Here is a 13,526-nt window from a genome sequence, read left to right on the forward strand (position 1 = left end):
GCCCCCAAAACAAAAGCCCCGCGAGGGGGACGCCTCGCGGGGCTTTTTTCGTGGACAAAAGCTTACGCCACCCTGGCTTCTTCTTTTGCAGTGTGGGCGGCGGCAACGATCTGATCGGCGACCTTGCCAACCAGTTCGGCAAGGTGATCGAAGCTGGCCTCGTAACTGGCCAACCCTTGCGTCAGCGAGCGCAGCTCGACAATCAGCCCGCCGATTTCAGCTTCGGGCATTTCTGCCTCCACCGTGTCCCAGCCCTGCCAGCCATCGCGCGCATCAAAGCCCAGTATGGCACCACGGCGGCCATTGATGACGGCATTGGCCTTGGCGGTGGCTTCTGATGGCACGTGAATGCGCACATGCAGAATGGGCTCCAGCAGCACCGGGGCACAGGCTGGCATGCCTTCCTGCATGCCAACGCGGGCGGCGGTCTGGAAGGCGGCATCCGACGAATCCACCGTGTGATAGGAGCCGTCACTCAGCGTCACCGCCACATCGACCACTGGAAAACCCAGCGGCCCGCATTTGAGATAGTCGACGACACCCTTTTCGACTGAGGGGATCCACTGTTTCGGCACCACGCCGCCAACAATTTCGTCATGGAAGACGAAACCGGCACCACGCGGCTGCGGCGCGATTTTCAGCACGACATCGCCGAACTGTCCGTGCCCACCCGACTGGCGTTTGTGGCGACCACGGATCGTGGTGGCCTTGCGGATGGTTTCCCGGTAGGGCACGCGTGGTGGCCCGCAGAGGATTTTGAGGCCATAGCGGCTCATCAGTTTTTCCACCGCCACCTTCAGATGAATTTCGCCCTGACCGGCCAGTACCATCTGATGCAGGGCGGCGTCCTGTTCGAAGATAATCGACGGATCTTCGTCACGCAGCTTGGTAATGGCGGCGGTGATCTTGACCTCGTCCTTGCGGTCTGCCGCCGCGATGGCCAGCTTGTAGACCGGCGTCAACCGTTCCACCGGGGCCGGTGGTGGCGCGGTTTTGGCACTCGACAGCCGGTCGCCGGTCGCCACACCTTCCAGCCGGGCCAGACCGACGGTATCGCCGGCATGGGCTTCAGGCAGCTTGATCTGGGTTGCCCCCTTCATGGCGACAATGCCGCCCACCCGGACTTCGCTGCCATCGGTGGCATGCAACAGTGCGCCATCCTTGACCGTGCCGGACAGCACACGGGCCAGCGAAAGTTTACCGCCCTGACCGGAATGAAAGGTCTTGACGATCTGCACGGCGGTTTCCGGCCCGATTATCAGGCCCACCCGCTCGATCAGGGCGGTGACCTGCGGCACCTCGTGGCGCAGCGCCTTGAGCAGGCGGCGGATGCCATGGTCACTCTCGGCCGAGCCGATCAGTACCGGCACAATCCGGCCACGCGCCACTTCGCGGCGCATATCGTCGAACACCTGATCGCGTCCCGGTTCGACATCGGATAACAGTTCCTCCATCAACAGCTCGTCATAATCGGCGAGCTTCTCCAGCATGGCGAAACGGGCGCTTTTTTCACTGTCGGGGTCTGTAATATCGACCACTTCTGACGGGGCATGCTCGCGGTAGACGAAGGCCCGCTCCAGCGCCAGATCAACAAAACCGTTGACCACACCGTTTTCGGCGGTGGGAATCTGGCGCAGCAGCAATGGTTTTTCACTGACCGACTGCAGCAGGTCGAACAAATCCTGAACCGAGCCGGTGGCCTTGTCGATCTTGTTGACGAACAGCAGGTGCGGAATGGCCAGATCGGTCAGCCGCTTGAGATAGGGCCGCAGCATCTGCACTTTGGTGGGTTCTGGCTCGGCCACCACCACCACGGCATCAACGCCGGACAGCGCGAACAGCGTATCCTGTAAGAATTCAATCGAACCGGGGCAGTCGAGGATGGTGAAGCTTTCGCCCAGATAGCGCGTGGTGGCGACATTGATTTCGACACTCATCTGGCGGGCGCGGGCTTCGGGCGCGGTGTCGCCGATGGTGTTCTTCTGTGCGATGGAGCCTTTGCGCTGGGTCGCGTCGGTCGCCAGCAGGATGCTTTCCAGCAGTGTGGTCTTGCCACTGCCATACGGCCCTACCAGGGCCACGGTGCGTGGCCCTCTTCCTTCCGTGTCGGGCATTCTCGGCCTCCTTCAGATCCTTCTCGTGGGATCTTTGGGGGACGCGGCGGGCACTTCCCAACGGTCCGGGAAGCGTCACGCATCCCTTATGTGTTGGGGCAAGCGTGACGCGATTGGGGCGGCTTGGCAAGGGGGCAGAATGTGTCGCAGCTAGAATGTGATGCCGAATTCTGTGGGACTGTTCGTGATGGAAAATTTCCGCTACGTTAGCTCGGATATTTGATTGGGCACAGCCGGGGGGAAATGTGCAGTCATCTGTGACAGATGCCGTTTCTGTGCCATTACAAGTCGATGGCGTTTCCAAACTCTTTGGACAAAGGCCGGCGCTGAATGCCGTCAGCCTGCGGGTGGAGCCGGGGCAGTGCTTTGGCTTACTCGGGCCGAACGGGGCCGGTAAAACCACCCTGATCCGCAGCATTGTCGGCCGTGTCCGGCCGGAGAGCGGTTCTGTGCGGATATTCGGGGAGCTGGCCGGAACGCAAGGTGCCCGCGCCGCTATCGGCTGGGTGCCACAGGACCTGGCCCTTTATCCGCGTTTGAGCGCCCGCGAAAATCTGGAAGCCTTTGGTCAGTATCATGGGCTGCGCGGCAAGGCGCTGGCTGACCAGATCCGTTGGTGTCTGGACTGGGCCGGGCTCAGTGACCGGGACGGCAATGTTGTCTCGACACTGTCCGGGGGCATGAAACGCCGTCTGAATCTGGCTATTGGGGTGATCCATCGTCCGCGTCTTATTCTGCTGGATGAGCCGACGGTGGGTGTCGATCCGCAATCGCGGAACCGGATTTTTGACATGGTTTCAGAATTGCGTCAGCAGGGCGTGGCCGTTATTTACACCACCCATTACATGGAAGAGGCCGAACGGCTGTGCGACTGCATTGCGATTATTGACCACGCACAGCTGATCGCACAGGGAACCCGGGACGAACTGATTACCCGCTGTTTCGGACAACACTACACTGTCGAAATCCGGCTGATGGCAGATGCTGCCCCGGATGCGGCGGTTGCCGGGTGGGTGTCGGGGGGCGGCGGGACGGTAACGAATAATACTGCCCGGTTTGATGTTGCACACCCGGCGGATCTGGCCGGGCTGGTGCAATCGGCCGAAACGGCCGGGCTTGGTGTGGCGGATGTGGTTCTGCACCGGCCAAATCTGGAATCCGTATTCCTCCATCTGACAGGAAGGGAATTACGCGCGTGATCTGGTCAGTCGTTTCCAAGGGTTTTAAGGCCTTGCGCCGTGATCGCGGCGCGATGGTGTTGTCTTTTATCCTGCCTGTCGCATTTTTCACCATCTTTGCCGCGGTGTTTGGTGGCATGGGCGCAAATGGCACCCCGCGGGTAAAGGTTGCCGTGGTTGATCTGGATCACAGTACCGTGTCGCAGCGGCTGGTGCGCGCTTTACGGCGGGAGGCTTCGCTGGATGCCAGAACTGCCCCGGTGGTAAAGTCAGATAAACCCGCACCGGCACCCTATACCGCCGTGACGGCTGAAAGCGCAGTGAAGGCGGGGGATCTTCCGGCTGCGGTGCTTATTCCAAAAGGGTTCGGGGCTAATCCGGTTGCCTTTGGTGTATCGAAAAATCGCCCGGTGCTCACGATCCTGCATGATAAATCTGATCCGGTCGCCGCGCAGATGGTGTCTGGCCTGTTGCAGAAAGCCGTCATGATGTCGCTACCGGATGTTATGGCGCAGCAGGGCGGCAAATATATGGATAGTGCTGTTGGTGGTTTGACTCCGGATCAGAAGGCGCGGTTTGATGCCAATATGCAGCAATATCGGGCGCATTTGAAAGAGCAGGAAAAGTCCCCGGCGAAAGGTTCGGCCAGCGATAATGGTGGTGGGGCTGGTCTGGTGGCGGTTTCTGTGCGGGATGTCGTAGGCGAAAGGCATAATTCGATGATCTCGTTTTATGCTGCGGGGATTGGTGTGATGTTCCTGCTGTTTACCGCCAGTGGCGCGGCCGGATCGCTGATTGATGAATCCGAAAGTGGTGCACTGGACCGCATGCTGAGTGCCGGTGTCAGCATGACAAGTTTGCTGGCGGGCAAGACGCTGTACTGCACGTTGTTGGCCTTTTTGCAGCTATGCGTGATGTTCGTGTGGGGGGCGCTGGTTTTCCGGCTCGAGCTGTGGTCGCATATTCCGGGCTTTGTGGTGATGACGGCGGCAACCGCCTTTGCGGTGGCGTCATTCGGTATGTTGCTGGCCAGCCTGTCTCATACGCGCCAGCAACAGGGGGCTTTGTCAACGTTGCTGGTGCTGGCGATGTCGGCCTTGGGCGGCAGTATGTTTCCGCGCTTTCTGATGCCGGAAGTATTGCAGAAGGTTGGACTTTTTACCTTCAATGCGTGGGCGATCGACGGCTTTACCAAGGTGTTCTGGCGGGACGAACCGGTATGGCATCTGCTGCCGCAGGTTGGTGTTCTGATCGGGGCGGGGATTGTTCTGTTTTTCCTGTCGCGCGTTTTTGCCCGGCGCTGGGAATATACCTGACGGGGTCAGCATTCCGGCACATTGAGGGCCAGACCGCCCTGCGAGGTTTCCTTGTACTTGGTCGCCATGTCCCGACCGGTCTGGTACATGGTGATGATCACCTGATCGAGGCTGACCTTGTGGCTGCCATTGCCACACAAAGCCAGGCGGGCGGCGTTGATGGCTTTGACCGCGCCCATGGCGTTGCGTTCGATGCAGGGGATCTGCACCAGCCCGCCGACCGGGTCACAGGTCAGGCCCAGATTATGCTCCATACCGATTTCGGCAGCGTTCTCGATCTGGGCATTGCTGGCCCCCATCGCTGCGGCCAGCCCCGCCGCCGCCATCGAGCAGGAGACGCCGACCTCGCCCTGACAGCCCATCTCGGCCCCCGAGATCGAGGCGTTCAGTTTGTACAGCATGCCGATGGCCGCCGCGACCGCCAGAAAGCGCACCACGCCATCCAGATCGGCCCCGGTTTCAAAGCGTAAGTAATACTGGATCACCGCCGGAATGATGCCCGCCGCGCCATTGGTCGGTGCGGTGACGATGCGTCCGCCCGCCGCGTTTTCTTCCGACACCGCCATAGCCCAGGCATTGACCCAGTCAATGGCCTGCAGGCCGCTATTGTCGCCGGTGCCTTCCAGCCGCCGGAACAGCGCGCGTGCCCGCCTTGCAATGCCCAGTGAACCGGGCAGCGGTTCGGTCTGGCGGAAGCCACGGTTGATCGCCGCCTCCATCACCTGCCAGATGCGCAAAAGACCTGCGCGCACCTCAGCCTCGGGGCGGCGGTTGGTTTCGTTGGCCATCACCAGATCGAAGATGCTTAAATTATGCTGGGCGCATTGTTCCAGAAGCTCCGCCCCGGAACAAAACGGGTAGGGCGGGGCAATGGCAGGGCTTTCGGGGGTGGTTTCTTCGTCCCCTTCGACAATGAAGCCGCCGCCGATTGAATAATAGTTGCGCGCTGCCAGTTGCGTGCCATCGGCGCTGTAGGCGCTGAGGCGCATGCCGTTGGTGTGGCGCGGCAGGGTTTCCTTGTAGAGGAATAAAAGATGCTGCCTGATATCGAAGGCAATCTCGTGGCGGCCCATCAGGCGCAAACGGCCGGTATTGCGAATGCGCGCCATGGCGGGGGCGACGCTGTCCGGATCAATGCTTTGCGGGTCTGATCCTTCCAGGCCGAGCAGTACGGCACGGTCGGTGCCATGGCCCTTGCCAGTCAGCGCCAGTGAACCATAAAGCCGCACATCAAGGCTGGCCGTTGCGCCAAGCTGGCCGCTTTGTTCCAGCATGCGGGCAAAACGGCAGGCCGCGCGCATCGGGCCGACGGTATGCGAGCTGGAGGGGCCGATGCCGATTTTAAAAATATCAAAGACAGAAAGATTCACGAAGGGCCTTACCGGTACAACTGGATCTGGCGGGGGAGGTGACGCCATCTGGCCCTCTTACCGCGTTCTGCCCCATCTTGAGAAGCCGCATCCACCGAAAGGCTGCAATGCTGTTATCTCATGGGCCAGAGCTATTATGCCACGAAAAGTCGGTTTTTGCCGTAACTTCAGGCACCGGGCGGGTGCGCGCTGCCCCTTCTTTGGGCTTTGTACTGTTTTCCTTGTCAACAAATCCATAATAGACGCCGCGGGAAAGCTGCAAACCATCGCGCAGTTCAATATCGCCGATAAGTTGCGTTGTGCCGGAAATCACCGCACCGGGCTCGAATGCCCCCGGTCCTTTGAAGGTGGAAAGGATGACGGCATCATCCGTCACCAGAACGTTGCCGCTAATCACGCTTAACGCCCCGACGCGGGCGCGGCCGGAAACCGTGCCGCCCTGCACCACGGCATGATCTTCGATGCGGGCATGATCGAGCACCTTGCCACCCAGCACGCGGGCCATCGGGCCGACATAGGCCGTGTCATCGACCTGGGCGCCATCGGCTACCCAGCCGCCACCGTTGGCATGGCGATGGCCATGGGGTGTGGGTGTTACGGCATCGGATTCATATCCGGCCGGCTGGGCGTTTTTTAGTTCGATCATCCACGGATAGCGATAGATGCTGTAGAATGGCTGATCCCATGCGATTTTCTGCATCACATTGGGGGTGGCCATCACCATCAGAAATACGGCCTGATCGTCGGGCTTCAGCATGATGGTTTGTTCACCCGCCGCGCCGCGCAACTGTGCGCTGTAACGGGGCTGGTCATTTGCGCCGATGGCCACCACCGTCCAGCGCCAGTCGGAACCGGGTGGGCTGATGTTTTCCGGCTCATGCTCGGCACCATCGAAATGCGCCGCCGCCGGGGCGGTTTGCACCACACCACGGAAATTTACGGTGATGGTGGTGGCTGCCTTGTCCGGCATCAGGCGGACAAGGTTATAGCCCCAGCGTTGTGGCGCGGCGTATTCGGGCACGTGAAACTGGCGTTTGGTCAGATCAATTGGGTCCAGATCGGTCACACGCCAGATGCGGTCACCATGACGGTCGTCGTAATTGCCATAGCGGGCGCGATAGACCTGACCCGATGCATAGCCATCGGGATCGCGATAATCCCAGCCGACATTATGCGCCGCCCACGCCCCGAAGACATCGTTGAGCTGTTCCAGCGTCCAGCCCTGATTGCGCATCAGGATGGTAAAGGGATCATCGTCCTCATACCCCGCATCGCCGATCTTTTTCGACTTGGCCCAGATGTCGTTGACGGTCTTGTAGCCATAAACATCTTTCAGATAGTCGAAGAATTGCCAGTTGCAGTAGCGGTCACGCGAGCTGCCGTAATAGAGATGCGGGGCGTTGATCAGCATCTCGGAACAATGCAGTTCGTCGCGATATTCCGGCATCTGATGCGCCATCCAGTTGGCGTGGCTTTCCCACATCCAGCCGTCATATTTGTCGCTGCGCAGCCCCCGCGTCGATCCCTGCAAGGCGTGGGTGAATTCATGCGCCAGCCCCCAGTGATCTTTCAGCGCCAGCGGACCAATCCACATGCCCATATCGCGATCGCCGGTTGGCCCACCGGTCAGGCCGAATGTCGGGTCAATATTGACGTTGGCTTTATGTTTGTCGGCCGTATCGCAGAAAGGTTCGGCAAACTGCACCTTGGTCATGAAAACCGACCAGATCTGCTCCAGCTGAAGGCCTGCCGCGACGGCATCTGCCTGATCGACATCCGTCTTTTTCCAGCGAAAGGCGAAATGATCGGTTTGATAGCGCACCGGCGCTTCGTCTGGCGTGCCCGACACCACACGCCAGGATCCGCTGACACAGTGCGCGGCGGCTGCCGGTGCGGCGAGCGCCAGGAAAAGGGCAAGCGTACTGGCCGTTGATAATAGTCCGCGCATGCTTGCCCCCGGATATTATTGCGCTTTGGCGGTAAAGAGACGGAACCCAAAGATCATGCCGGTGCCCGCCCGAAGGCCGTTTGGCTGCAGGCGCAGCGTAACCTCGGTCTTGCCTTTGGTGAGGATTTCCGGAATGGCATATTCTTCATCATAAAACACGCCGGGATGCGGCGCGTTATGGCTGACGGTGGTGACTTTCTGACCATCCATCAGGATATCGTAATCGCATTTGTCATCACCCCAGTAGGTTGCCTGTAACACCAGCGGGCCGGGTTTAAGGCTGTCACGCGCGACCTTGAGCTTGAATGACATATAGCCACCCTGACGCGCCTCGCGCCCATTGCGGCCGCGATAGGTGCCGGGCCAGGAAACATCCGCCTGCAGATCATGATCGCGCTCGGCCTGCATCTCGCCCAGATACATGACATCGACCGAGCGGGCGGCCAGATCGCGCTGGCGAGCCTGTTCGGCAATAAAGGTGGCTTCTTCGGTTTTCCACTCGGCCTCGGTGAAGCGCTTGAAATAGACCGCGCTACGTCGTTCATACTGGCTGTAGAACGGCACCAGGGTAAGATCGCCGGGCCGTCCAATGCCGCGGGTGGTGAACTGGCCATGGGCGGCATCAACCGCGGCGATACCACCGACAATATCTGAACCCACCAATGCCGGTTCCGTACTGTTAAAGGGCTTGTCCACACCACCCAGATCGGCAGCCAGCACCATTGGCCCACGCAGCAGAGCAACGACGTGATCGTTGTCGTTGGTCGCTTCTACCCGCATGTCGAGCGATAATGTCAACGCGATCTTGTCGTTTGTGGCCCAGACCCGGTTCAGCACGAGGTACCCATGCCCCCGTTCAGCGTTCACCGGTTTGCCATTGACCGTGACGCTGGCCGATTTTGCCCAGCCCGGTACGCGCAGGGCAATGGTGGCGCGTTGCGGGCGGCGGATCTTTTCAATGGTGAGGGCTATATCGCCCTTGTACGGATATTCCGTTTCCAGACGCAGATCCGCACCACCTTCGTGCCAGTGTACGGTGGAGGGGATGTAGAGATTGACGAACAGGGTGCGTGGTCCCTGCCAATAAATGGAATCGCCATGTTTGGCGTGGCTTTCCATGCCGGTACCGTGGCAGCAGGTGAAGGTGTTTTCCGCATCGGAAAATTCACGCGCCGAACCGGTAAATAGCGGCGTCATATAGGTGAACATGCCGGTTTTGGGATTTTGCTGCGCCATGACATGATTGAGATGGGTGCGTTCGTAATAATCGAACAAGGCCGCGTCCGGGTGCCAGGCATAAAGAAAGCGCGTCAGCTTCATCATATTATAGCTGGCGCAATGCTCGCAGGTTGCCTCGGTAATATGCTTGGAGATCGCATCGCGTTCAAAGAAATATTCGCGGTCACCATTGCCGCCGATGACAAAGCTGTGATGCTCGGTCACTGTATGCCAGAAAAAGTCGGAAATCTTTTCGTATTTCGGCTCGGCGCTGACTTCATAAAGTCGTGCCAAACCAATGATTTTCGGAATGTTGGTGTTGGAATGAATGTTGGCAAGGCGGTCCTCGCCCTTTTCCATCGGGTCCAGCACGCGGTGATGATAGATGCGTTCGGACAGTTTCAGCCAGCGCGCATCCTTTGTGCGGGCAAACAGTTCGGCAAAGGATTCGTTGATGCCGCCATGCTCGCAATCGAGCATTTTCTGCACCTGTTCATCGCTCAGCGCGGCGAAAACCTTGTCGATATACCCCCCCAGATCGACGGCGACTTTCAGCGCGCGGGTGTTACCGCACCAGGTCTGCACATCGAACAGGCCGGTATAGAGCTTGTGCCAGTTATAAAATGGCACCCAGCAGCCGTTCAGATCAAAACCTGCCGATCGGATATCGCCCGCCATGATTTCAGGGAAGATTTCCTTGCCATCAACAATGCTGCCATCGGGGCGCTTGCGGGTAAACCCGGCGACATACCCATCGCCCTGCGCCGCCTGAATGGTGATCAGTTCTTCAACAATATAGGCCGCTTTTTGCTTTAGCGCTTCATCGCCGGTCTGCGCATGCATCAAAGCGATGGCTGACAGATAATGGCCCAGGCTATGGCCAGCGATGGTGTCTTGTTCCCAGCCACCATAGGCTTCGGCCTTGGGCGGAAGGCCCGCACCTTTGCGGAAATTGTGCAGGAAGCGATCCGGGCTCAGCGTGAGCAGGTATTTTTCGTTGACGTCCACCGCGGTTTTATAAGGCGAGGGCAACAGACGCACATCAGGCAGCGGCACTGGCTTTGCCGTGCCGGGCAGGTGCGTGGATGCGGCCCAGCTTGTCTGTGCGCTGGCGGTAAGCGCGCCAAAGGCCGCACCGGACAGCAAACGACGGCGGTTTATGGTGTAAAACGTCATGACCAACTCCACGAAATACACTTAACGGTATACGATATACTGTGTCCGTTGCAACACAATTGTCCTACAAAAATACCCATACGCTGCGTGGTGGAAAATGCCACCAATCCTATAAAATGAATAAAAACAACGAACTTAATATTGTTTGTGTAATGATAGTTCGTCATTCGGCTAAAAATACGCAACTAAACTGCTTGTATATCGTATAATATATATTTGACACCCCAAAGAATGTGTGATGACGTTCTTGCATCAAAGTTGATGATGGGGGTCGGGTAGATGCTTGCAAAGAATTGGATGATGGCGACTGGGAGCGTTCTTGTTCTTGGTGCCATGCTCGCGCCGTCTGTGATGGCGCAAACCGCTGACGATACAATCGAAACCATTGTGGTGACGGGTATTCGCGGCAGCTTAGAAAAATCCGCGGCGATCAAGCGCGATTCAAAACAGATCGTCGATGTGATCACCGCCGAAGACGTCGGCAAACTGCCAGATAACAATGTGCCGGAAGCCTTGGCACGCGTTACCGGCGTACAGATCGAACGTTCACATGGTCAAGGATCGTCAGTTACGATCCGTGGCTTGTCCGACATTCAAACGACAGTCAATGGTGCGGATGTCAGTTCCGGCACAGATCGTTCAATGTCATTGTCTGATATTCCTGCCGAATTGTTGAAATCCGTTGAAGTATATAAGACACGCAGTGCCGATCAGGTTGAGGGTGGTATTGCTGGGACTGTGAACGTCGATTTGCGTCGTCCGCTCGACCTTGATTTTGGCTGGACCGTGGCTGGCAGTGCACGCACGAGCAACAGCAGTATCGGTAATACCTGGAGCCCATATTTATCATTATTAGTCGCAGATCGCACAGATACGCCTCTGGGCGAAATGGGATTCTTGATCAATCTGTCATACACCCAGAATAATTATTTTGAGAACTACATTGAGAGTGAATCTCCGATGACGTTCTATTCTGGCAGCTATCAGGTATCGAGCCTACCGGCATCACAGCAAGGGCTATTGACGCCGTACGCTATCAATTACGGCGTCGAACAGGGTATGATTATTCAGCCCGCCGTTAATATATCAACGCAATGGAAGATAAGTGATAATCTCGATGTCGTGCTCGAAGGTTCTTATATGTCGAGCAAGGACAAGGTGCATCGCGACCGTCTGCATCTAACTATTCCGGATGGTAACTTTGTCATTTCCAATGCGACCGTGAATGATGCTGGCAGCGCCTTTAAGTCGTTTACGGAAACAAGTTATGACGGTACCAGTACTGTTAACGGTGGTCCACAATCCTGGTATGATCGCACTGGATCTGATCAGTTCACCACAAATTTCGAGACGCATTGGCACAACGGGCATTGGCAGATAAATACGGCAACCCAGTACAATTGGAGCTCATATAAGTTCAATGAAGTTGGTTTAATATCACGCTTCCCCGGTGCCACATCGGTCAATGTTGATTTTGATTCCGACAATGTGCCGGGTGGTGGCCCCTTCATGGAATTTATAGGCGTTGACACTTCGGATGTGTCTGAAACTGCTGCAATGCAGTTACACGACGAAGTTTCACATAACAAGAGCCAGCAACTTTCGACACAAACTGATGTGACCTATCAGGTTAGTGATGACTGGTATATCCGTAACATACAGTTCGGTGTGCGTTATACCCATCGTCATAATTCACGCGACTATGGCTATCGCGATGCCACGCTTTACAGTGACTCGACAAAAACTAGCTATCTGGCGATGAGTGATTTCCCTTCTTGTGGTAGTGATACAAGTCTGGTTCATATGGATGTGAGTGGCGTTAAATCGGTGCCAAGTTGGAACCGTATCTCGGCCTCTTGTATCCTGAAGAATTACGATGCTATTCGTTCTTATATTGAAGCTAACTCCGGCACCAATGGCACGGTATCAACCTCCAATGACTGGTCAACAAGTGAGCCTGGTAATAATTCGTTGAGCCAGGTTTATACGGACCATGAAAATACCTTTGGCGGATATGTTCAGACAAACTATGCTTTTAATGCGTTTTTTCCCATTGACGGTCTGATTGGGGTGCGTGTTGTCAAAACATGGGCGGATACCAGCAGTTACAAGTTTAGCTACGACACAAGTTGGAATGAAACTATTACAGAAACGGGTGGGGTAAAAAACTATACCGATGTGTTGCCAAGTGGTAACGGAATTATCCATTTTACGGACAAGTTGCAGCTGCGCCTCTCATATTACTTTAATGTACAGCGTCCGCCATTTTATGAATCCAGCGCTTGGGATATAATCCAAACCTCTGGTAAAACTGTGTACCGTGGCAATCCAACTTTGAAGCCTATGACTGAGCATAACTATGATGCTTCGTTGGAATATTTCTTCGGTAAGGCGGGGCAGCTTTCTTTGGGGTACTTTCTGAAGAAACCGCATGGCTGGATGTATTACGATGGTAGGGTTGATACGGATACATCATCATCGACGTACGGATATACCATCTACACCAACCGAAACTCCGGCCCGGGAACGTTCGAAGGGTTTGAATTTACAGCGCAGAGCTTCTTTGACTTCCTTCCCGGTTTCTGGTCAAATTTTGGTGCCAGTGCTAATGCGACACTGATGTCGTCCTATAAAATTCTCTACCCCTATGCGTCGGATGTATCGGGAATTTCTGGGGTGTATGATGCGGAGAATACTTCCCGCTATACCTACAATCTGGCGCTATATTACGATACGCCGGAAATCAGTGCGCGTCTTGCGTATAACTATCGGGCAAAATGGCGGACGTATGTTTATACCAGTTACCCGGAATACTCCCCGTACAATGATGCGGTATCCCGCCTTGATGCCGCTCTCAATTATACCCCGGTAAAGTATGTGACCTTCAGCCTGGAAGGTACCAACCTTCTGGAAGAGAATAATCGTACAATGTGGGGTAAGAGTGGACTACTTCCGCTTGGTCTGCGTATGCAGGCGCGGACGATTCAGCTCAGTGCTCGCTTCCGCTACTAATCTTTTTTTAGTGCGTAATTATAAGGTGATCGGTAAATTTGCCGATCACCTTTTTATGTTCTTCTATCTAAGAGTGTTTTTTGTGGTATGCTTCTCAAAATTGTTCTGAGGGCGAAATGAAGCTGCTTAATATATTTTCCGGTTGTTTTTTAGTCGGGACGCTTTTCGTAGCGTGCACTAATCCGGTCGACAAT

7 protein-coding genes are annotated in these 13,526 nt (G+C 56.3%); 3 read left to right on the top strand and 4 right to left on the bottom strand.

The annotated features are described in order from the left end of the window. Positions 1-62: 62 nt before the first annotated feature. Complete coding sequence (locus ACZ5RI_RS06975; protein WP_464515387.1) at positions 63-2,114, bottom strand: elongation factor G; 2,052 nt, start codon at positions 2,112-2,114, stop codon at positions 63-65. A gap of 245 nt (positions 2,115-2,359) precedes the next feature. Here ACZ5RI_RS06975 and ACZ5RI_RS06980 point away from each other — a divergent pair, with 245 nt between their 5' ends. Both ACZ5RI_RS06980 and ACZ5RI_RS06985 read left to right on the top strand, forming a co-directional pair. Beyond that, positions 2,360-3,313, top strand: coding sequence for an ABC transporter ATP-binding protein (locus ACZ5RI_RS06980; protein ID WP_464515388.1), 954 nt, complete (start codon positions 2,360-2,362; stop codon positions 3,311-3,313). Continuing rightward, on the top strand, positions 3,310-4,608 hold the full coding sequence (locus tag ACZ5RI_RS06985) for an ABC transporter permease (RefSeq protein ID WP_464515389.1): 1,299 nt from the start codon (positions 3,310-3,312) through the stop codon (positions 4,606-4,608). The genes ACZ5RI_RS06980 and ACZ5RI_RS06985 overlap by 4 nt, the downstream gene beginning before the upstream one ends. A gap of 5 nt (positions 4,609-4,613) precedes the next feature. Here the strand turns inward: ACZ5RI_RS06985 and ACZ5RI_RS06990 are convergent, their stop codons facing one another. The 3 genes from ACZ5RI_RS06990 to ACZ5RI_RS07000 form a co-directional block, all read right to left on the bottom strand. Then, positions 4,614-5,978 (bottom strand): L-serine ammonia-lyase, encoded by a 1,365-nt coding sequence (locus ACZ5RI_RS06990; protein WP_464515390.1) that lies wholly within the window; start codon positions 5,976-5,978, stop codon positions 4,614-4,616. A gap of 118 nt (positions 5,979-6,096) precedes the next feature. Continuing rightward, a complete protein-coding gene (locus tag ACZ5RI_RS06995) occupies positions 6,097-7,926 on the bottom strand; it encodes an Svx/AvrXca family virulence/avirulence protein (RefSeq protein ID WP_464515391.1) in 1,830 nt (609 codons plus the stop codon). Positions 7,927-7,941: 15 nt separating this feature from the next. Continuing rightward, positions 7,942-10,320, bottom strand: coding sequence for a beta-L-arabinofuranosidase domain-containing protein (locus tag ACZ5RI_RS07000; protein ID WP_464515392.1), 2,379 nt, complete (start codon positions 10,318-10,320; stop codon positions 7,942-7,944). A gap of 279 nt (positions 10,321-10,599) precedes the next feature. Here ACZ5RI_RS07000 and ACZ5RI_RS07005 point away from each other — a divergent pair, with 279 nt between their 5' ends. Further along, entirely contained in the window at positions 10,600-13,332 is a 2,733-nt protein-coding gene (locus ACZ5RI_RS07005; RefSeq protein ID WP_464515393.1) for a TonB-dependent receptor, read from the top strand. The last annotated feature ends 194 nt before the right edge of the window (positions 13,333-13,526 follow it).

Source organism: Micropepsis pineolensis (assembly GCF_055392125.1).